Genomic DNA, 20987 nt, shown 5'->3' on the forward strand with positions numbered 1-20987 from the left:
CGTCCTCCGACAAAATATCGTGCAAAATGATAAGTATAGAGGGCGCGGGGAGGAGGAGAGTTTTTGGGAACAATCTGGCGTAAAAAAGCCGGGCAAGCCCGGCTCAGCGTGAAGCGTAAGATCAGGAGACGTGCTGCAGAAACTCCTGCAAACGCTGGCTCGGCGGATTGGCAATCAGTTCCTGCGGGTTACCGTCTTCCGCGATACGACCTTTATCGATAAAGATCAGGCGGGACGCGACTTTCTCCGCAAAGCCGATTTCGTGGGTCACGATAACCATCGTCATCCCTTCCTCTGCCAGATCCTGCATGACTTTCAGCACTTCGTGGCGCAGCTCCGGGTCGAGTGCGGACGTTGGCTCATCAAACAGCATCATCTTCGGCTTCACAGCCAGCGCGCGGGCAATCGCGACGCGCTGCTGTTGACCACCGGAGAGCTCGGAAGGGTAGTGGTGCGCACGTTCTGCCAGACCCACTTTTGCCAGCAGATCTTTTGCCAGCGCTTCCGCCGCCGCTTTGCTGGCACCGCGCACGCGCAGCGGGCCGAACATCACGTTTTCCAGCGCCGTCAGGTGCGGGAACAGGTAGAACTGCTGGAACACCATGCCCGCTTCCTGGCGAATCAGGCGCTCGTCCACTTTCGGGTCATTGACCTTCAGACCGTCGACAATCAGATCGCCGCTGGTGACCTCTTCCAGTTTGTTAATGCAGCGCAGCAGAGTGGATTTACCGGAACCGGACGGCCCGATAATGACCACCACTTCACCCTGGGTAATGCTCAGATCAATATTGTGCAGCACCTGGGTTGGGCCAAAGTGCTTGGAAACGTTTTTAAATTCAATCACAGGATTTTCATCCTTCTTTCAAGACGACGCAGAACGAAGCTCAGAACCAGAGTAATGATCAGGTAGACAACGGCTACCGCACTCCAGATTTCCAGCGCGCGGAAGTTGCCAGCAATGATCTCCTGCCCCTGACGGGTCAGCTCAGCCACGCCGATAACGATGAACAGCGACGTATCTTTAATACTGATGATCCACTGGTTACCCAGCGGTGGCAGCATGCGACGCAGCGCCAGCGGAAGAATGACGTGGCGGATCGTTTCGCGACGCGAAAGGCCCAGCGCCAGACCCGCTTCACTGAAACCTTTATGAATCGACAGCACCGCACCGCGGGTGATTTCCGCAATGTAGGCGCCCGAGTTGATCATAATGGTCACGACGGCTGCGCTGAACGGATCGATACGCAGGTCGGTGAAGGCCATTGGCAGGGCGAAGTAGATGAACATGACCTGCACGACAATCGGGGTGCCGCGGATCACTTCGATGAAAACCAGTGCGATGTGGTTTGCAATCCAGCCGCCGTAGGTGCGGGCGAAACCGGCGACAAGACCGATAATCAACCCGCCCACCAGACCCAGGACCGAAATCCACAGGGTCATTTTAGCGCCTTCAAGCAAGAGTGGAATGGCAGGCCAGATGGCGCTCCAGTCAAACTGCATGATGTATTCCTGTATACCGTGGTGAAAAACGAAAAATGTAGGCCCGGTAAACGTCAGCGCCACCGGGCGTTACAAACCTGATTTCAGGTGAAATTATTTAGGCTCAGTACCGAACCATTTTTTGTAGATTTCGTTATACGTGCCGTTCTCTTTCAGCGTTTTCAGCGCGCCGTTCACTTTCGTGCGCAGATCGTCGCTGCCTTTCGGGAATGCGATACCGTACTGCTGTGCTTCCAGAGAGTCGCCTACCGCTTTGAACTTGCCGTTACCTGCGGTTTTGATGAAGTACAGGATGTTCGGTGTGTCGTGCAGAACAGCGTCAGCACGGTTAGTGCCGAGTTCCATGTACGCGTTGTCGATGTTCGGGAACTGACGCAGGTCTTTGGTTTTAATGTTCGCTTTTGCGTAATCCACGGAACCGGTACCGCCCTTCACTGCGACAACTTTACCGTCGAGGTCTTTCACGCTTTTGACGTCATTGTTATCGGCTTTGACCATGACCAGCAGACCACTTTTGTAGTAACCGTCAGAGAAGTCGATCGCTTTTTTACGCTCTTCGGTGATGGTGATACCCGCCAGGGCCAGATCAACGTTTTTGGTTTGCAGTGCCGGGATGATGCCGCTGAAGTCCATTGGCTTCAGGGTGTAATCCAGTTTGAGTTCTTTTGCGATAGCGGCCCACAAATCAACATCGAAACCAACGTATTTATCACCCTGTTTGAATTCAAACGGAACGAACGCCGTGTCGGTCGCCACAACCAGTTTGTCGGCAGCCTGAGAGGACACCGCAAAAGCCAGGGTAAGTGCAGCCAGTGAAACTTTTAATACAGACTTCATAGCATTTCCTTTTATATCCACGGGGCGATCCCCTGAGAGAACGACAGGCACAATGAAAAAATCGTGCCAACTTTACAAGCTGTTGTTTTGCAAAGGGGATGGAGTCATGCATTGCACAAAAAACGGGGCAATGATGTTGTGTTGCACCATGATGGAGCACCATTTTGGTGCGCGTCGTTTGGCTCAACTGACGGGGAGATATTTAGCGTAAATTCTGACGAAAAAACAATCTTCCATTAACGGTTGTGTGAGGTGATTATTACAATTTCTTCACTTTTGCACCGTATCAGGCCAAAAGTGTGCACCATAGATGTGCAAAACCCTCACCGGAAGGCGAGGGTTCGATAGAAAAATCGTATGGATTACTCGATGTTAGATTCGATAAACCACAGAAACTGATCCAGATCGCGGGAGGCGGCGGTGAAGATATCTGCCGTATCCTCATCTTTGGCTTCGCTAATCGCTTTGCGCACGTCGTTGGCCACAATCGCGTAACGGTCTGCCAGCTCTTTCAGGTGATCCTGAACGGTATGGATATCCAGCGGGTAGCTTTTCAGTGGCGTTTTACTGTTGATCACCTGCGTGGTACCCAGCGCAACACCACCCAACTGTACGGCACGTTCAGCCATCGTATCGAGGTGTGTCACCAGTGCTGTGCGGAAGCCATCCAGCATTTCGTGAACGGCAATAAAGTTTGCACCGCGCATATTCCAGTGGGCCTGTTTGGTGATCAGCGAAAGATCGATGAACTGGATCACCTGGCGATTCAGCAACTCAATGGTCGCTTTTTTGTCGCTATCCGATACATCGTTACGGGTATAAAGCAGATTAGACGCTTTCGTTTTCACCAGTTTAGCGGTACTCATAATCTCATATCCTCTTGATGTTAATGTCCCAGGTAATTACGGAACTAAGTATAGCACCGGATTTTTTCTCTGCGGTCTGGCTGTGCCTATCGGTTTAATAGCAAGAAGGAGGTTGATAATATAATTTATTGATATAAATAGATTATTTTAGAATTGATACAGATCAATCTTAATTGAGGACAGAGAAAACAGGCCTGGCAGGATATTTCGATAATATGACAAAGTATGTAAGAAATTATAACGCCTGACGATCTGGCCTTTATTCTGCATGGCCACAAAGCCATGCAGAATATATGGCATCAGTTGATGTCGATTTTCTCAACTTTGGGTTCCGGGCGCATGGTGAGCGTTGACCCCATTGAGGCTGCAATAATAGAGCAGAGTGCCAGCGTCTGGGTAAGCGTCAGCGTTTCGCCAAGGAATACCATTCCGGAGATTGCCGCCAGGGCAGGCTCCATGCTCATCAGGGTGCCAAAAATGCGTGTCGGCAGACGCGTCAGGGCGATCATCTCCAGAGAATAGGGGAGCGCCGTTGAGAGCACTGCGACCGCCAGCCCAATGGGCATAACTGACCATTGCCAGATAGACGCCGTGGCCTGCGCCATACCGATCGGCACAAAAACGATAGCCGCAATCACGGAACCCAGGGCGACCGTTGCCGGGCCATGTTCTTCGCCAGCGCGCTGCCCGGTGAGGATATAAACGGCCCAGCAGGCACCGGCTCCGAGAGCCAGCGCGGCACCCGTAAGATCAACCTCAGTGACATTCTGGCCGAGCGGCAACAGGAACCATAAGCCCAGCACCGCCAATACGACCCAGATAAAATCCACCGGACGACGGGAAGAGAAAAGTGCCACCGCAAGCGGACCGGTAAACTCCAGCGCGACGGCGATCCCGAGGGGGATGGTCTGGATGGAGAGGTAGAACATATAGTTCATCGCCCCAAGGGACAGACCATAAAACAGCAGGGGGAGACGTTGCTCTTTTTTGAAGCGCAGACGCCAGGGTTTGAAAATGGCAACCAGTATCGCCGTGCCCAGCACGATACGCAGGGCCGTCACCCCGGGTGCCCCTACCAGTGGAAAGAGCGATTTTGCCAGCGAGGCACCGCTTTGAATGGACAACATGGCAATGAGTATGACTGCTACCGGCAACCAGACCGACGACGTGCGGGATAACCCAGGCATCCTTTCTCCTGTCAGCTTCTGTCAAATGAAGTAAAGGTTGCAGTGTAAAGGAAATATACAGCGACGGTTGAGACTCTGTTGAAAAAAAAGCCCCATGAAATCCGTAAAATGGTTAACTACTGCTGGATTAATCGTCTTAAAGATTAGGAATAATCTGGATGAATGTAACAGCACAGACGCGCAATATGGGCGTTTTGTGGGAAAAATCGCATGTGATTTGAAAGAGTTAGCTGAGGTTGGAAACGTTCTGTTACAGGAAAGACCTCGTTAGACATCACGAATCACAAAGAGTTTCGCAAAATTTTTTGATATATTTAAAACTTACGGACTTACTTGAAGCACATTTGAGGTGGTTATGAAAAAAATTGCATGTCTTTCAGCACTGGCCGCTGTACTGGCTGTTTCCGCAGGTACCGCTGTAGCGGCTACTTCTACTGTAACCGGTGGTTACGCTCAGAGCGATATGCAGGGCGTAATGAACAAAACTAACGGTTTCAACCTGAAGTATCGTTACGAGCAGGATAACAACCCGCTGGGCGTGATCGGTTCTTTCACCTACACCGAGAAAGATCGTACTGAAAACGGCGCGTACAACAAAGGCCAGTACTACGGTATCACTGCTGGTCCAGCTTACCGTCTGAATGACTGGGCAAGCATCTACGGTGTTGTAGGTGTTGGCTACGGTAAATTCCAGCAGACCGAAAACCAGGGTCTGAACCGCACTGCAAGCACCAGCGACTACGGCTTCTCCTATGGCGCAGGCCTGCAGTTCAACCCAATCCAGGACGTTGCTCTGGACTTCTCCTATGAGCAGAGCCGTATCCGCAACGTTGACGTTGGCACCTGGATCGCGGGCGTAGGTTACCGCTTCTAATCACTCCGGTGATCGAATAAAAAATCCGCCCAATGTGGCGGATTTTTTTTTGTTTGTTCCCTCTCCACGTGGGAGAGGGTCAGGGCATCAGTCTGCACGAGACGGCAGAAATCACTTACTCTTAATATCAAAAATATCCGTACCCAGATGGTTATAGTCAACTTTCTGTAACTTGAAGTTGGTAACGTACACTGGGGGCGCTTTCTTGTTGGAGATAAACGGATACGCATTTTTTATCTCTTCGGCTTTAATCCCCGTCCACTGAGAGAAGAACTGCAGGAAATCATTCGCCGAACGGCGCGCTTTAATCACGCGATGCGTTTTATCATCACTCGACAGCACCATAAACGGTACCTGGAAGTTCTGCTGGAACTTGTCGTCATGTGCCAGGTATTGCACTTCTTTGCCACGCTCTTTAAACGCCAGCCCGTGATCCGAGAAATAGACCACAGAGAAACTGTCGCCCGTATTGCGCAGCTGATCGTACAGCTTGCTGAGCAGATCGTCGGTTTGCGTCATGGTATAGAGATAACAAGAGGTCTCTTTGGACTGCACGAAATCCGCGTATTTCCCGTCAGTGCGATCGCAGGCCTGCGGGTGTGAGCCCATCAGGTGAAGGACAATCAGCTGAGGCTGGGTGCGTGGTGTGGCAAACACCTGCGCCGTCATTTTCAGCAACGCTTCGTCTTTCGTATTTTTGTCGGCCTCAAAGTCACCGCTCTTCAGGAACTGCACTTCGTCAGCACGCTTCGCGATACTGGCGATGGCCGTATCGTATTCGCCAATTTGCCCCTGATTAGAGAACCACCATGTCTGGAAACCTGCGCGGTTTGCCAGGGTAACAAAGTTATCCTGGTACTGGGGTTTGCCCTCTACCACACGGTTTAGCGTCAGACCCAGCGATTTCTGCGTCGAGCCACTGGCCGCGACATAATCAGTAAACAGGGTGCCATTGACCGAGCTGGCAAACGGCGTGTTATTCCAGTGTCCGCCGAATGCGCCCATTGCGTCGCGACGGGCACTCTCGCCGATCACTACCACGTAGGTATGGTATTTCGGCTTCACCGCCAGCACGTTCCAGGTGTCTTTCTTATTGGAAAGTTCAGCCATGCGGGCCTGCTCGTCGAGCACTTCTCTGTTATTCACGACAACGTCTTTCACGAAGCGGAAAACCGGATAACCAACGTTAATGAGCCTTAACTTACCGTCCCAGGGAATATTCTGGATGGGGGCGACGAACGCCACGGCAATACTGAATACCAGACAAAGAATTTCGATCTTGCCCCAGGACTTTTTCTCAACTGACTGACGGCGGAGGGCAATAACCCCCAGCGCGAAGATAAAGAGCCCTACCACGTAGCTGTACCACGGGAAGATGGTCAGGATCTCCGTCGACTCTTCCATATTGGTCGAGTGCAGCGCGAGCAGGGTATTAAAGTTTGGCGAGCCATAAGCCTGGCCAAACGGGAAATAGAGGGCAGCGACCAGCGAACAGATTCCAATCAGCGTTTTTTGCACGCGCGGAGCGGCCCGCCACAGCACATGCAGAATGCAGGTGAACGCCACCGCATACAGCAGACTGAAGGGATAGCCTAGTGCAAAGTTAATCAGCAATGACTGCAAAAAGTAAAACGCCGTCCACGGGCTTAAGGCCCGGCTACGGGTAACGACAGAATCTATCAGGGTTAAATTCATAGGTCACTATCATGGATAAAAACGCCATGTGCTCACCCTGGCGTCAAGGGTCATAACCTGCCTGACAGTGCGTAGAAAGGGAATGAGGGTCCGCTTCAGCGAGCCGCAAATAGTGCAGGGCTGCAAGAAGATAGTGCGAGCGCAAAATAATAGCAACAGTTGCTCAACAGATGTTTTGCGAAGAGGATTGCAAATCCGTAAAAAAGATCGGGAATAGGGCGGCCGGAAGCCAGTTTACAGCGGGAATGTGACGCAGAGATGAAGCGGCGTACCGCAACGCCGCTTAGTGGGAAGGTTTGTCGTCCTGATGCGGTTTGTTGTTAAACATATCGCACAGCATGTTCAACAGCATCAAGCGCACTTTAAAGGGAGAGTGGGTAAACACGGTCATACACCTCTTGAATTCGTTCATAAGACCTCCTGATTTTGATCCCTTCGATCCGTGAAGGGTGACTGCATTACATACAGATATAGCACAGGCTATATTGTATAGCTATGGCTATTTCGTTAATTTTTTGTGCTTGCAGAGGGATGGTTTACAATGTGCGCTCTCGATACCGGGCGCTGGAAGCGTCACCCCACTGAGGAAGTACAATGAACCGTCGCGCAGGTAAGCCAACAATCAGAAAAACGACGCAGCTGGTGAATGTTGAAGAACATGTCGAAGGGTTTCGCCAGGTCCGTGAAGCGCACCGTCGTGAACTGATTGATGACTATGTTGAGCTGATTTCCGATCTGATCCGTGAAGTCGGGGAAGCGCGGCAGGTCGATATGGCCGCCAGACTGGGGGTATCACAGCCGACAGTGGCTAAAATGTTAAAACGTCTGGCTTCGGTGGGCTTAATTGAAATGATCCCCTGGCGCGGTGTATTTCTGACGCCGGAAGGGGAGAAGCTTGCACAGGAGAGCCGCGAGCGTCACCAGTTAGTCGAGAACTTTTTACTGGTACTGGGCGTTAGCCCGGAGATTGCCCGCCGGGATGCGGAAGGAATGGAGCACCACGTAAGTGAAGAGACGCTGGTGAAGTTTCGTGAATTTACCCTTAAATACGGTCCCTCCGCTGAATGAAAATCCCCGGACTGCATGCCCTGGCACGCGATCGTTTCTTCCATCTCTTATTAATCATTGGCGCAGGGTTAAGCCTCTTTGTGCCGTTTGCGCCCCGCGCCTGGGTTGCCGCCATTGACTGGCGCACCATCATTACCCTGAGTGGGTTAATGATGCTGACCAAAGGGGTTGAGCTGAGCGGCTATTTTGACGTGCTGGGCCGTAAAATGGTGCGCCGTTTTGCCACCGAGCGCAGGCTGGCGCTGTTTATGGTCTTCTCCGCTGCGGTGCTGTCGACGTTTCTGACCAACGATGTGGCACTGTTTATCATCGTGCCCCTCACGCTGACGCTACGCAGGCTTTGCGAGATCCCGGTCAGCCGGCTGATCATCTTTGAAGCGCTGGCCGTGAACGCCGGTTCTCTGTTGACCCCTATCGGCAACCCGCAAAATATCCTGCTCTGGGGGCGGTCCGGCCTGTCGTTTGCCGCCTTTACCTGGCAGATGGCCCCGCTGGCACTGGTGATGATGCTGTCGCTACTGGCGGTATGCTGGTTTGCTTTTCCGGATAAAAAACTGCAGTACCATAGCGGAACCGCGGGCCCGCAGTGGCAGCCGCGTCTGGTCTGGAGCTGCCTCGGGTTGTACATCGTCTTTCTCATCGCGCTGGAACTGAAGGTTGAGCTGGCGGGTGTGCTGCTGGTCGCCGCAGGCTTTGTCGTGCTGGCACGCCGGGTGCTGGTGAGCGTGGACTGGACGCTGCTGCTGGTCTTTATGGCGATGTTTATTGATGTGCATCTTCTTATCCAGCTTCCGGTGCTGCAAAACGTGTTGCACAGCGTCAGCACGCTGTCTCAGCCGGGTCTGTGGCTGACGGCCATTGGCCTGTCGCAGTTTATCAGCAACGTGCCTTCCACCATTCTGCTGCTCAACTATGTTCCGCCTGACACCCTTCTGGCCTGGGCGGTGAACATTGGCGGGTTTGGGCTGCTGCCCGGCTCGCTGGCAAACCTCATTGCCCTGCGTATGGCCAGCGATCGTCGTATCTGGTGGCGCTTCCATCTCTGGTCCCTCCCCATGCTGGTGTGGGCTGCGGCGATCGGTTTCGGATTATTCCTTCTCATATAGTGCGCAATTTGTCAGTTTTTCCTGGCAAACGTATAGCAACGTCCTAGCTTTAGTGAACGGCATAGTGTGATGCCGCTCACTGACAGGACCGTTGCTGAACTATGGCTGAAGATCAAAAAACGCCTGCTGACGAGCAGGAAAACAACAATAATGAACGTAAGCGACCGGGCAAAAAACCGTTAATTATCCTCGGCATTGTCGTGGTAGTGATGGTTGTCGTGGCGCTGGTCTGGTGGTTTTTAACCCGTAACGAAGAGACAACTGACGACGCCTTTACCGATGGCGATGTGGTGACGATTGCCCCCAAAACGGCGGGCTATGTCACCGGGCTGCACGTGCGCGATAACCAGCGCGTTAAAAAAGGCGATCTGCTGGTGGTTATCGATCCACGCGATACCACCGCCCAGCGCGATCAGGCTCAGGCTCAGCTTGGACTGGCTATCGCGCAGCTCCATCAGGCCCAGGCGCAGCTGGCGCTCTCAAAAGTGCAGTATCCTGCCCAGCGCGACGAAGCGAAAGCGCAGGTACTGAAAGCGCAGGCCGATCTGGCGAACGCGCAGGCGGAGTACCGTCGTCAACGCGGCGTCGACCCGCGGGCGACCACGCAACAAAGTATTGATTCTGCGAACGCACAGCTGCGCAGCGCGCAGGCTGCACTGGCCAGCGCCCAGGCGCAGCTGGAAGTGGCGGAGCAGGTTCAACTGCAAATTCGCCAGCAGGAAACCAACGTTGAAGCACGTGAGCGTCAGGTCGAGCAGGCGAAAGCGCAGCTCGAAACGGCCAATCTGAATCTCTCCTACACCGAAGTCCGCGCCCCGTTCGACGGTTTTGTCACCAAACGCAACGTGCAGCCCGGGACGCTGGTGCAGGCGGGCACCGCGCTGTTCTCATTGGTTTCCCCTAACGTATGGGTGGTGGCGAACTTTAAAGAGTCCCAGCTTGAACGCATGAAGCCCGGCGATAAGGTCACCGTCTCCGTGGATGCGTGGCCGGATATGGAACTTGAGGGCCACGTCGACAGTATTCAGCAGGGCAGTGGCTCACGCTTCTCCGCTTTCCCGGCAGAAAATGCCACCGGCAACTTCGTCAAAATTGTGCAGCGCGTGCCGGTGAAAATCGTGATTGATAAGGGACTCGACCCGAATAAACCGCTGCCGCTGGGGCTGTCGGTGGCGCCGAAGGTGACAGTGGAATGACGGATCATAGCCACGACAGCTGGAAACCCGCCAGTAACCCGTGGGCGGTGGCGATTGTGGTCACCCTGGCGGTGTTTATGGAAATTCTGGACACCACCATCGTTAACGTGGCGCTGCCGCACGTCGCGGGTTCGCTCTCCTCCAGCTATGACGAATCGACCTGGGTTTTAACCAGCTATCTGGTGGCGAACGGCATCGTGCTGCCCATCTCGGCGTTTCTAAGCCGGGTGTTTGGCCGCAAGCAGTTCTTCTTAATCTGCATTGTGATGTTCACCGTCTGCTCGTTCCTGTGCGGGATCGCCACCGAGCTGTGGCAGATCATCCTGTTCCGCGTGATGCAGGGCTTCTTTGGCGGCGGGTTGCAGCCTACCCAGCAGTCGGTGCTGCTCGACTACTTCAAGCCGGAGGACCGGGGCAAAGCGTTTGGTCTCTCCTCTATTGCGATTATCGTTGCGCCGGTGCTCGGCCCGACGCTCGGCGGCTGGATCACCGACAACTACTCCTGGCGCTGGGTGTTCTTTATCAACATCCCGGTGGGGATCGTCACGGTACTGGCGATCTATCAGCTGCTGGAAGATCCGCCGTGGGAGAGTAAATCGAAAGAGAAGCTAACCATCGACTGGACGGGGATCGGGCTGATCGCCTTAGGGCTCGGTTGTTTGCAGGTGATGCTGGACCGGGGAGAGGATGAAGACTGGTTCTACTCAAACTTTATCCGCAGTTTCGCCGTGCTGACGCTGATCGGCATTATCGGCGCGATCTACTGGCTGGTGTATGCCAGAAAGCCGGTGGTGGATCTGTACTGCCTGAAAGACCGCAACTTCGCGATCTCCAGCCTGTTAATGGCTGGGATGGCGATGATTTTATACGGCAGCTCGGTGGTGATCCCGCAGCTGGCGCAGCAGGATCTGGGCTATACCGCCACCTGGTCCGGGCTGGTGCTGTCGCCCGGCGCGGTGCTGATTGTACTCACCATCCCGCTGGTGCTGAAGCTCATGCCGGTGGTGCAGACGCGCTGGATTATCGCCTTTGGCTTTACCTGCCTGGCGGTGTCGTTCTTCTGGTCGCGCACGCTGACGCCGGATATCGACTTCGAAACTCTGGTGCTGTTCCGCAGCGCTCAGTCGATTGGGCTGGGGTTCCTGTTTGTGCCGCTCACCACGATTGCCTTCATCTCGATACCGAGACGGCTCAACGCCGACGCGGCGGCGCTGTTTACCATGTTCCGCAACGTGGCGGGCTCGATTGGGATTTCTCTCTCGACGGCGGCCATTACCGAGCGCTCGCAGGCCCATAGCGCGCATCTGGCGTATCACGCTTCGCCGTTTAACGAGCAGTTTCAGCAGGCGATACGCGAAAGCGCCCAGGCGATCCAGAACTTCACGACTCAGGTGGGTGACCCAACCGGCATTGCCACCGGGCGGATGTACCAGACCATGATCGAGCAGTCGCGCTTCCTGGCCTACATCGACGTCTTCACCCTGCTGAGCGTGGTGGCCTTGTTACTGATTCCGTTTTGTTTGTTGCTCTCGCCGGTTAAGAGCGAGGGGAGTGCAGGAGCACATTGATGATACACAGACGTTTACATCCTCTGATGATAATGCTGCTGCTGGCTGGCTGTGCCGTGGGACCAGATTACCAGCCACCCGCGCCGCCGGCCGTCACGCACTGGAACGATAAGGGCGACAGCGGCGTGAAATCGCAAACTATCTCCGCTGCGACCAACCCGCGCTGGTGGAAAACCTTCGGCTCGCCGCAGCTCGATAGCCTCGTTGAACGGGCTATTGCCGGAAACCTGACCCTGCAGCAAACGGTGCTACGCATTGCCGGGGCACGTGAACAGATTAATCAGGCAGGCGGAGCATTTTTCCCGTCGGTTAACGGCAATCTACAGGCGACGCGCCAACAGCTCGGGCTGGAAGGCGAGCTGAAATCCCACGGCGTGTATGACCAGCTGGATAATGTCGATCCAGCCCTGCGGGGCGCGTTAGGCCCGCTGACGCAGCCGATCAACCTCTACCAGGGCAGTTTCGACGCCCAGTGGGAAATTGACCTGTGGGGCAAGGTGCGCCGTCAGGTGGAAGCCGCGGAAGCCCAGCAGAAGGCGGCTATCGAGCAGCGTAACGACGCGCTGGTGTCGCTGGAAGCGGAAGTGGCGCGGGCGTGGCTACAGCTGCGCGGTGCGCAGAGCATTATCGCCACCCTGAATACCCAGATTGAGAGCGCGCAGCAGACGCTGGATCTCACCGAAAGCCGCCAGCGCGGCGGGCTCTCGCCACAGATGGACGTAGAAAATGCCCGGGCGCAGCTGGGTAATCTGGAAGCGCAACTGCCGCAATATCAGGCGCAGGCGCGGCAGGCGATGAACGGCCTGGCAATCCTCCTCGGCAAGCCGCCGGGCGCTTTGGATGCCGAACTCCAGTCAGCGCAGCCAATGCCTGCGCTACCGGATATCGTGCAAACGGGCATTCCGTCCACGCTGGCGCGCCGTCGTCCGGACGTGCGTGAGGCGGAGGCGAATCTTCATGCCGCCACGGCGCAAATCGGCGTCTCGGTGGCCGAGCTGTTCCCGAGCTTTACCCTCTCCGGGCAGTTTGGCCTGCGTAACAGCGAAACCAACTGGCTGACCGACTGGAGCAGCCATTTCTACAGCTTCGGTCCGCAGGTTTCTATTCCGATCTTCCAGGGCGGACGACTGGTCTCCAGCGTGAAGGTGGCGCGCGCGCAGCAGGGGGCAGCGGTGCTGGACTATCGGCAGACGGTGCTCACCGCGCTCGGCGATGTTGAAAACGCGCTGGTCAGCTACCGCACCGACCAGCAACGTGAAGCGGGCCTCGCAAAAACGATCGACGCCCTGCAAAACGCCTTTGACTTAGCCAGCGACAGCTACCGACAGGGCATCGCCAGCTTTATCGACGTACTGGATGCCCAGCGTCAGCTCGCCCAGGCTCAGCAGCAGCGCGCTCAGGCGCAGGTGCAAAGCGCGCTCGATCTGGTGGCGCTCTACAAGGCGCTTGGCGGCGGCTGGGAGCCGTATCAGCAGGTGCAGCTTCCGGATTACAGCGTCTTTGGCGACGCCCCGCGCGGATAAATTCAGAGGATTGGGCAAGAAACGGACAGGAACGCCACATTCGCGATGACAGAGGGGCGGGTATAACTAACTGGCACCCATTCGACATGTGAGGAATGACTTATGCGTTATCAAAAACTGGGCAACACCGGTCTGTTTGTTTCTGAACTCTGCCTCGGGACCATGACCTTCGGCGGGGAAGGCGGCATGTGGGGCAAGATTGGCCAGCTGCAGCAGAGCGAAGCCGAACAGCTGGTGGGCCGCGCGCTGGATGCCGGGATCAACTTTATCGACACCGCCGACGTTTACTCGGAAGGGCGCTCGGAGGAGATCACCGGCCAGGCGCTGAAGAACCTGAAAGTTCCGCGGGAGAACGTGGTGGTCGCGACGAAAGTGTTCGGTGAAACCGGCACCGCGGGCGTGAACTCGCGCGGCAGCTCGCGGTATCACATCATCGGCAGCGTGAAGGAGAGTCTGCGCCGCCTGCAGCTGGATCATATCGATCTCTACCAGCTGCACGGCTTTGACCCAGCCACCCCCATTGAAGAGACGCTCCGTGCGCTGGATACCCTGGTACAGCACGGCCACGTGCGCTATATCGGCGTCTCGAACTGGGCAGCGTGGCAGATTGCCAAAGCGCTTGGCATCTCCGAGCGTCTGGGGCTGGCACGCTTCGCGTCGTTGCAGGCGTATTACACCATCGCCGGGCGCGATCTTGAGCGCGAGCTGGTGCCGATGATGCAGAGCGAAGGCGTCGGGCTGATGGTCTGGAGCCCGCTGGCGGGCGGTCTGCTGAGCGGGAAATACGATCGCAACGGGCAGAGCGAATCGGGCGGGCGCCGTCTGGAGTTTGACTTCCCGCCGGTCAATAAAGATCGCGCCTTCGACTGCGTGGATGTAATGCGCACGATTGCCGAAAGCAAAGGCGTCTCCGTCGCGCAGATCGCGCTGGCGTGGCTGCTTCACCAGAAAGCGGTAACCAGCGTGATCGTGGGCGCGAAACGCGTCGATCAGTTGAATGACAATATCGCCGCAACCGGGATCCGCTTAAGCGAAGACGAGCTTAAACAGCTTGATGCCGTCAGCGCGTTGCCGGGGGAATACCCGGGCTGGATGCTTGAGCGCCAGGGGGAATATCGTCGTAACCAGCTTGCACAGCAATAACCGTCCTCTCCCCGGTGGCGCTTCGCTTACCGGGGCTACTTTCCGTAGGCATTATTTCAATCCATCTCACAAAAAACGATCCTCCCCTTTGATCCCCTTTTCATCTTCGCCTATATGACTAGTCATGAAATTTAAAATGACTAGTCATATAGGGGGAGAGCATGAATACATCGCTGCCAGCCAATTTTTTATGGGGTAACTCGGTCTCCAGCATGCAGACGGAAGGGGCATGGAACGAGGGCGGAAAGGGCATGTCGGTCTACGACATTCGTGAAGCCGGAGAAAATATCTCCGACTGGAAAGTGGCGACCGACTCCTACCACCGCTACAGGGAAGATTTCGACCTGATGCAGGATCTGGGCATGAACTGCTACCGCTTTCAGATCTCATGGAGCCGTGTCTGCCCGCAGGGCGATGGCGCGTTCAACGACGAGGGGATCGCCTTTTACGACCGCTTTATTGACGATCTTATCGCGCGCGGCATCGAGCCGATGATCTGCCTCTATCACTTCGATATGCCGTTGGCGCTGGCGCAGGAGTACAACGGATTTAACGATCGCCGCGTGATGGAGGCCTTTATCCGCTACGGCAAGAAGATGATCGACTGCTTTGGCGACCGGGTGAAGTACTGGCTGACCTTCAACGAGCAGAACATTTTCCATATGCCGGAAGCCTTCCGCATTTCCGGTTACCTGAAAGGGGAGCAAACCCTTCGCGAGCTCTATGAGTTACAGCACCATGCGATGGTGGCGCATATGTCGCTGACCGAGTATCTGCACCAGACCAAACCGGGCCAGCTGATGGGCGGCATGCTGGCGCACCAGCTGATTTACCCGGCCACCTGCAAACCGCGCGATATCTTCTGCGCCCAGCAGTACGATGAATTCCTCAACCAGAACCTGCTGCGCGTTTTTGCGGGTCAGGGTTACAGCCCGGCGGTGATGGCGGTGGTGGAGCAGGAAGGCTTTGGCGATATCTACCGCGACGAAGATTTAGCGCTGCTGGCGCGCACCAAAAACGACTTTATGGCCTTCAGCTATTACGCCAGCAAAACGCTGGACAGCGATGCCATCCCGGAAGGCACGCCGGTCAACTATTACCTGCTACACGGTGAGAAAAATAACCCGTACCTGAAAGCCACCGAGTGGAACTGGCAGATCGACCCTATGGGCTTTCGCACCATCATCACCCGCTACGCCAACGACTGGCGGATGCCGGTCTTCCCGATTGAAAACGGTATTGGCGTGATTGAGTCCTGGGACGGCGTCAACCCGATTGAGGACACCTACCGCATCGACTACCACCGGGCGCATATCGACGCAATGAAAGCGGCGATGTTCGAAGATGGCGCAGAGGTCATCGGCTACCTCGGCTGGGGGTTAATCGACATTCTCAGCTCCCAGGGCGACATGCGTAAGCGCTACGGCGTGGTCTACGTCAACCGAGAAAACCACGACCTGAAAGACCTGAAGCGCGTGCCGAAGAAAAGCTACGCCTGGTTGAAACAGGTCATTCATACCAACGGACGCGAGATGTAAGCCGTACGCTGCCGGGCCGTTTTTGTGACTGATTGATGGGAACTATCCGCTATGTCTGAAACAAAAATCACACCGCATATGCAGTCCTTTGTCGATAAATTTGTTGAGTTCTCGGCGCGCCTGGCAAACCAGGTGCACCTGCGCTCCCTGCGCGATGCCTTCGCCACGGTGATGCCGATTTTCATCCTCGCCGGTCTGGCGGTGCTGGTGAACAACGTGGTGTTCCCGTGGATTTTTGACGGCGACACGCTCACGCAGTTTAAGGTCTGGGGGGAGGCGATAATCAACGGCACGCTGAATATCGCCGCGCTGCTGCTGGCCCCGATGATTGCCTGGTCGCTGGCGCGCAATAAAGATTTCGACAATCCGGTCTCGGCAGTGGTTATCGCCGTTAGCAGTTTTATCATCATGATGCCGATGCGCCTGCAGTTGACGCCCGTCGGCAGCGAGACCACGGTGAACGTCACTCAGGTACTGACGTTCGCCAATATCGGCTCTACCGGGATTTTTGCCGGAGTGCTGATCGGGCTACTTTCAACGGAGCTGTTTATTGCCATTTCGCGGCTCAAGGCGCTGCACATTTCGCTGGGGGAAAATGTGCCTCCGGCGGTGAGTAAATCCTTTACCGCGCTGATCCCAACCATTCTGACATTGTCAGTATTTGCCGTGCTGGCAGCACTGCTGGCAAACGTGCTGCACACGGACCTGATCCATCTCATCACGACCTTTATCCAGCAGCCGCTGCGGCTGATCAACACCAGCCTGCCGGGAACGATTTTTATCTACAGCTTCGGTAACTTCCTGTTCACGCTCGGGATTCATCAGTCGGTGGTCAACAGCGTGGTACTGGAACCGTTCCTGCTGATCAACACCAACGAGAACATGCTGGCCTTTGCCAATGGCCAGCCCATCCCGCATATCATCAACAACATCTTCGTGCCGACGTTTGGCATGGTGGGCGGGACGGGCAGCACCATTTCGCTGCTGATCGCCATCTTTATCTTCTCCCGGCAGAAGTCGGCGAAGCAGGTGGCGCGCCTGTCGCTGGCGCCCGGTTTATTCAACATCAACGAGCCGGTGATTTTTGGCCTGCCGATTGTCTTTAACCTGCCGCTGATGATCCCGTTTGTGCTGTTGCCCGCGATTGGCATTTACGTTGCCTGGCTCTGCACCACGCTGGGGTTAATGTCGCGCTGCGTGGTGATGATCCCGTGGACCACGCCGCCGATTCTGAGCGCCTGGCTGGCCACGGCAGGGGACTGGCGGGCGGTGGTGGTGCAGTTGGCAATCATTGTTTTTGGTGTATTCTTCTACCTGCCTTTCCTCAAGATTGCCGAGCGAGTGGCGTTGAAAAACAGCGGGATAGAAAACTAACTGAAAGGAAGGACGATGGCGGCGAAGTACATCACCATAGCGCGGGAAATTAAAAAACGCATTATCAGCCAGCAGTACGCCGCCAATGAACCCCTGCCGGACCAGTTTGCGCTGGCGGCGGAGTTCAGCACCAGCCGGATGACCATCCAGCAGGCGATGCGCCAGCTGATTGTCGAAGGTCTGGTTTATACCCGTCAGGGGCAGGGCACCTTTATCCGCAAAAACTTCCTTCAGCTTTCCCAGTGGGATCTCTCCGGCAGCGACTATTTTGGTGCCACCAAAACCTGGGAACATCTGGGTACGGTCACGAGCCAGGTGGTGCATTTTGAACTGCGCTTCCCGAACGAGAAAGAGCAGGCGTCGCTGATGATTAATGCCGATGCGCCGGTCTATGATTTTATTCGCCTGCGTTTATTAAACGGTGAACCGATGTCGCTGGATTCAACGGTCATGCCGATGACCCTGGTGCCCGGCCTGACGAAAAGCCATCTTGACGGTTCGGTGTTTCAGTATGTTCAGGAGACGCTGGGGTTGAAAATTATGGGGTCATACAGGGTGGTGCGGGCGCTAAAACCCAATGCGCTGGACAGGCAACATCTGGTCTGCGAGGAAACCGATCCGGTGCTGGAGGTGGAGCAGGTCATTTATCTGGAAGATGGCACGCCGCTGGAATATGCCCACTGCCACTATCGGTACGACCACGGCGGGATAGTTATCGTGAATAACGGGTAAAAAAAAGCGGGCATTGAAGCCCGCTTTTTTAATGCTCGTTATTAGTTCAAACGCACCGGCATACCGGAGCGGTTCTGCACGGCCTGGTCAACGATGGTCGTTTCCACGTCAGGCTGAGAGGTCACCGCCTGCACCGCGCTGTTCAGCGTCACAGGAACGACTTCGTTGTTGTTGATCTGGTCTTCGCTGGTAGACAGCGGGTTGTGCACTTCAATGTAACGGCTACCGTCTGGCTCAGTGGTCGCTTTTACCGGTTCGTTAATGAACTGCACGCGCGTACCGACCGGCACGTTTTCGAACAGGAACTTGATGTCGTCGTTACGCAGACGCACGCAGCCGTGGCTTACGCGCAGGCCGATACCGAAGTTGGCGTTGGTGCCATGAATGGCGTACAGACGGCCAATGTACAGCGCGTACAGACCCATCGGGTTATCCGGACCGGCTGGCACAACGGCTGGCAGCGGTTCGCCGGCAGCGATGTATTCTGCGTGCATTTTGGCGGTAGGGGTCCAGGTTGGGCCCGCTTTCTTACGCTCAACTTTGGTGGTCCAGTTCATTGGGGTGTCTTTACCCAGCTGGCCGATACCGATTGGCAGCACGATAACGGTGTTGGTGCCTTTCGGGTAGTAATACAGACGCATTTCGGCGCTGTTAATGACGATACCTTCATGAACGGTATCCGGCAGGATCAGCTGCTGAGGAATATTCAGTACGGTACCCGCTTTTGGCAGATACGGGTCAACGCCCGGGTTTGCTTCCAGCATGTTGGACAGGCCCAGCTGGTACTGTGCGGCGAAATACTCCAGCGGCTGAGAGTTACCTTCTGGTACCGTCACCACCTGGTTTTCGCCCACCAGACGGCTTCCGTCTGTCGGCAGGGGATACGTCACCGCAGACGCGGTCTTACAAAAACCTACTACGGCTAACGCCGCCGCAAAAAGCGTTGTTAATTTCATGTTCATGTTGTGCGAGGTATCTAAGCCATTCAGGCGATGAGTTGATAAGTCTGAATCTATGATGGGAGCGCATTATATGTGCATTCCCGCTCGCAGGGAATTCAGATGTGTACGAAATCACATTTTTTTCGATTTTGTTAAAGTTTAGTGGATTGCCGCAACACGGGATCTCAATTCGGAATTGTGGCATAATGCCGTGTTTATCACACTTTTCGCAGGAATCTCCCCGTGTTAGTTACCAGCAACGTCACTATGCAGTTTGGCAGTAAGCCGCTGTTCGAAAACATTTCCGTCAAATTTGGCGGCGGCAACCGTTACGGCCTGATTGGTGCCAACGGTAGCGGAAAATCCACCTTTATGAAGATCCTCGGCGGCGACCTGGAGCCGACGCTTGGCAACGTGTCGCTCGATCCGAACGAGCGCATCGGTAAGCTGCGTCAGGATCAGTTCGCCTTCGAAGAGTTCACCGTGCTGGACACCGTGATCATGGGGCACGCGGAGCTGTGGGAAGTGAAGCAGGAGCGCGATCGCATTTACGCCCTGGCTGAAATGAGCGAAGAGGACGGCTACAAAGTGGCCGAACTGGAAACGCATTACGGCGAGATGGATGGCTATTCAGCTGAAGCGCGTGCGGGCGAGCTGCTGCTGGGCGTGGGCATTCCTGTTGAACAGCATTACGGCCCGATGAGTGAAGTCGCGCCAGGCTGGAAGCTGCGTGTCCTGCTGGCGCAGGCGCTGTTCTCTAACCCGGACATCCTGCTTCTCGACGAACCAACGAACAACCTGGACATCGACACCATCCGCTGGCTGGAGCAGACGCTGAACGACCGCGACAGCACCATGATCATCATTTCGCACGACCGTCACTTCCTGAACATGGTCTGTACGCACATGGCGGATCTGGACTACGGCGAGCTGCGCGTGTACCCGGGCAACTACGACGAATACATGACGGCTGCGACCCAGGCGCGTGAACGCCTGCTGGCCGACAACGCCAAGAAGAAAGCGCAGATTGCGGACCTGCAATCCTTCGTCAGCCGCTTCAGCGCGAACGCCTCTAAGTCTCGTCAGGCGACGTCCCGCGCCCGTCAGATCGACAAAATCAAGCTGGAAGAAGTCAAAGCCTCCAGCCGTCAGAACCCGTTCATCCGCTTCGAGCAGGACAAGAAACTGTTCCGTAACGCGCTGGAAGTGGAAGCCCTTACCAAAGGCTTCGATGAAGGTCCGCTGTTTAAAAACTTCAACCTGCTGCTGGAAGTGGGCGAGAAGATTGCCATTCTGGGTGCCAACGGCGTGGGTAAATCCACCATGCTGAAAACCCTGGTGGGTGAACTGCAGCCGGACAACGGCACCGTGAAGTGGTCAGAAAACGCGCAGATTGGTTACTACGCGCAGGACCATGAATACGAGTTCGAAAACGACCTGACCGTCTTTGACTGGATGAGCCAGTGGAAGCAGGAAGGCGACGACGAGCAGGCGGTGCGTAGCATTCTGGGTCGTCTGCTGTTCAGTCAGGACGACATCAAGAAGCCGGCGAAAGTGCTGTCCGGTGGTGAAAAGGGTCGCATGCTGTTCGGCAAGCTGATGATGGAAAAACCCAATATCCTGGTAATGGACGAACCGACTAACCACCTGGATATGGAATCTATCGAATCGCTGAACATGGCGCTGGAGATGTATCAGGGCACGCTGATCTTCGTTTCTCACGACCGTGAATTCGTCAGCTCGCTGGCGACCCGCGTGATCGAAATTACGCCAGAGCGCGTGGTGGACTTCACCGGTAACTACGAAGATTACCTGCGCAGCAAAGGTATCGAGAGTTAA

At 55.4% G+C, this 20987-nt stretch carries 19 protein-coding genes; 11 read left to right on the forward strand and 8 right to left on the reverse strand.

Features of this window, described 5'->3' with window-relative positions; all coding sequences use genetic code 11:
- Positions 1-121 precede the first annotated feature (121 nt).
- From glnQ to rhtA, 5 genes are all read right to left on the reverse strand, one after another.
- Positions 122-844 carry a glutamine ABC transporter ATP-binding protein GlnQ gene (gene glnQ, locus ABFI50_RS15970; RefSeq protein ID WP_347484490.1) on the reverse strand — a complete coding sequence of 241 codons (723 nt, stop codon included), beginning with the start codon at positions 842-844 and terminating at the stop codon, positions 122-124.
- Positions 841-1500: a glutamine ABC transporter permease GlnP gene (gene glnP / locus ABFI50_RS15975; protein ID WP_003858462.1), complete on the reverse strand. Its 660-nt coding sequence runs from the start codon at positions 1498-1500 to the stop codon at positions 841-843. The genes glnQ and glnP overlap by 4 nt, the downstream gene beginning before the upstream one ends.
- Before the next feature lie 93 nt (positions 1501-1593).
- On the reverse strand, positions 1594-2337 hold the full coding sequence (glnH, locus tag ABFI50_RS15980; RefSeq protein ID WP_014883108.1) for a glutamine ABC transporter substrate-binding protein GlnH: 744 nt from the start codon (positions 2335-2337) through the stop codon (positions 1594-1596).
- 362 nt (positions 2338-2699) lie between these two features.
- Positions 2700-3203 carry a DNA starvation/stationary phase protection protein Dps gene (gene dps / locus ABFI50_RS15985; RefSeq protein ID WP_008501171.1) on the reverse strand — a complete coding sequence of 168 codons (504 nt, stop codon included), beginning with the start codon at positions 3201-3203 and terminating at the stop codon, positions 2700-2702.
- A 299-nt stretch (positions 3204-3502) separates the two neighbouring features.
- Complete coding sequence (rhtA, locus tag ABFI50_RS15990; protein ID WP_200557802.1) at positions 3503-4390, reverse strand: threonine/homoserine exporter RhtA; 888 nt, start codon at positions 4388-4390, stop codon at positions 3503-3505.
- Positions 4391-4745: 355 nt separating this feature from the next.
- Here rhtA and ompX point away from each other — a divergent pair, with 355 nt between their 5' ends.
- Positions 4746-5264 (forward strand): outer membrane protein OmpX, encoded by a 519-nt coding sequence (gene ompX / locus ABFI50_RS15995; protein WP_014883110.1) that lies wholly within the window; start codon positions 4746-4748, stop codon positions 5262-5264.
- Positions 5265-5375: 111 nt separating this feature from the next.
- Here the strand turns inward: ompX and ABFI50_RS16000 are convergent, their stop codons facing one another.
- Complete coding sequence (locus tag ABFI50_RS16000; RefSeq protein WP_014883111.1) at positions 5376-6959, reverse strand: phosphoethanolamine transferase; 1584 nt, start codon at positions 6957-6959, stop codon at positions 5376-5378.
- Between the two features lie 283 nt (positions 6960-7242).
- The gene (mntS, locus tag ABFI50_RS16005) at positions 7243-7371 is read right to left on the reverse strand and encodes a manganase accumulation protein MntS (protein ID WP_014831181.1); all 129 of its coding nucleotides are present in this window, start codon (positions 7369-7371) and stop codon (positions 7243-7245) included.
- Between the two features lie 182 nt (positions 7372-7553).
- On the opposite strand from mntS, the gene mntR reads away from it, so the two are divergent.
- The 9 genes from mntR (at position 7554) to ABFI50_RS16050 (ending at position 18207) form a co-directional block, all read left to right on the forward strand.
- Positions 7554-8027: a manganese-binding transcriptional regulator MntR gene (gene mntR / locus ABFI50_RS16010; RefSeq protein WP_014169260.1), complete on the forward strand. Its 474-nt coding sequence runs from the start codon at positions 7554-7556 to the stop codon at positions 8025-8027.
- The gene (locus tag ABFI50_RS16015; RefSeq protein ID WP_023332471.1) at positions 8024-9133 is read left to right on the forward strand and encodes an anion transporter; all 1110 of its coding nucleotides are present in this window, start codon (positions 8024-8026) and stop codon (positions 9131-9133) included. Before mntR ends, ABFI50_RS16015 begins: the two co-directional genes overlap by 4 nt.
- A gap of 101 nt (positions 9134-9234) precedes the next feature.
- A complete protein-coding gene (locus ABFI50_RS16020; RefSeq protein ID WP_014883112.1) occupies positions 9235-10329 on the forward strand; it encodes an HlyD family secretion protein in 1095 nt (364 codons plus the stop codon).
- Positions 10326-11897: a DHA2 family efflux MFS transporter permease subunit gene (locus ABFI50_RS16025; protein WP_200557801.1), complete on the forward strand. Its 1572-nt coding sequence runs from the start codon at positions 10326-10328 to the stop codon at positions 11895-11897. Before ABFI50_RS16020 ends, ABFI50_RS16025 begins: the two co-directional genes overlap by 4 nt.
- Entirely contained in the window at positions 11897-13420 is a 1524-nt protein-coding gene (locus tag ABFI50_RS16030) for an efflux transporter outer membrane subunit (RefSeq protein WP_023332473.1), read from the forward strand. Before ABFI50_RS16025 ends, ABFI50_RS16030 begins: the two co-directional genes overlap by 1 nt.
- Before the next feature lie 102 nt (positions 13421-13522).
- Entirely contained in the window at positions 13523-14563 is a 1041-nt protein-coding gene (locus tag ABFI50_RS16035) for an aldo/keto reductase (RefSeq protein ID WP_087530004.1), read from the forward strand.
- Positions 14564-14724: 161 nt separating this feature from the next.
- Positions 14725-16101, forward strand: coding sequence for a glycoside hydrolase family 1 protein (locus ABFI50_RS16040; RefSeq protein ID WP_023336963.1), 1377 nt, complete (start codon positions 14725-14727; stop codon positions 16099-16101).
- Between the two features lie 51 nt (positions 16102-16152).
- Positions 16153-17475, forward strand: coding sequence for a PTS transporter subunit EIIC (locus ABFI50_RS16045; protein ID WP_014883117.1), 1323 nt, complete (start codon positions 16153-16155; stop codon positions 17473-17475).
- Positions 17476-17490: 15 nt separating this feature from the next.
- Positions 17491-18207, forward strand: a complete 717-nt coding sequence (locus tag ABFI50_RS16050) for a GntR family transcriptional regulator (protein WP_014883118.1) — start codon at positions 17491-17493, stop codon at positions 18205-18207.
- 41 nt (positions 18208-18248) lie between these two features.
- Here ABFI50_RS16050 and ldtB read toward each other — a convergent pair whose 3' ends face one another.
- Positions 18249-19169, reverse strand: coding sequence for a L,D-transpeptidase (gene ldtB, locus ABFI50_RS16055; RefSeq protein ID WP_014883119.1), 921 nt, complete (start codon positions 19167-19169; stop codon positions 18249-18251).
- Between the two features lie 222 nt (positions 19170-19391).
- On the opposite strand from ldtB, the gene ABFI50_RS16060 reads away from it, so the two are divergent.
- Entirely contained in the window at positions 19392-20987 is a 1596-nt protein-coding gene (locus ABFI50_RS16060; protein ID WP_014883120.1) for an ABC-F family ATPase, read from the forward strand.

Origin of the sequence: Enterobacter sp. HNDS-6 (genome assembly GCF_039850505.1) — a bacterium.
Taxonomy (GTDB): domain Bacteria; phylum Pseudomonadota; class Gammaproteobacteria; order Enterobacterales; family Enterobacteriaceae; genus Enterobacter; species Enterobacter kobei.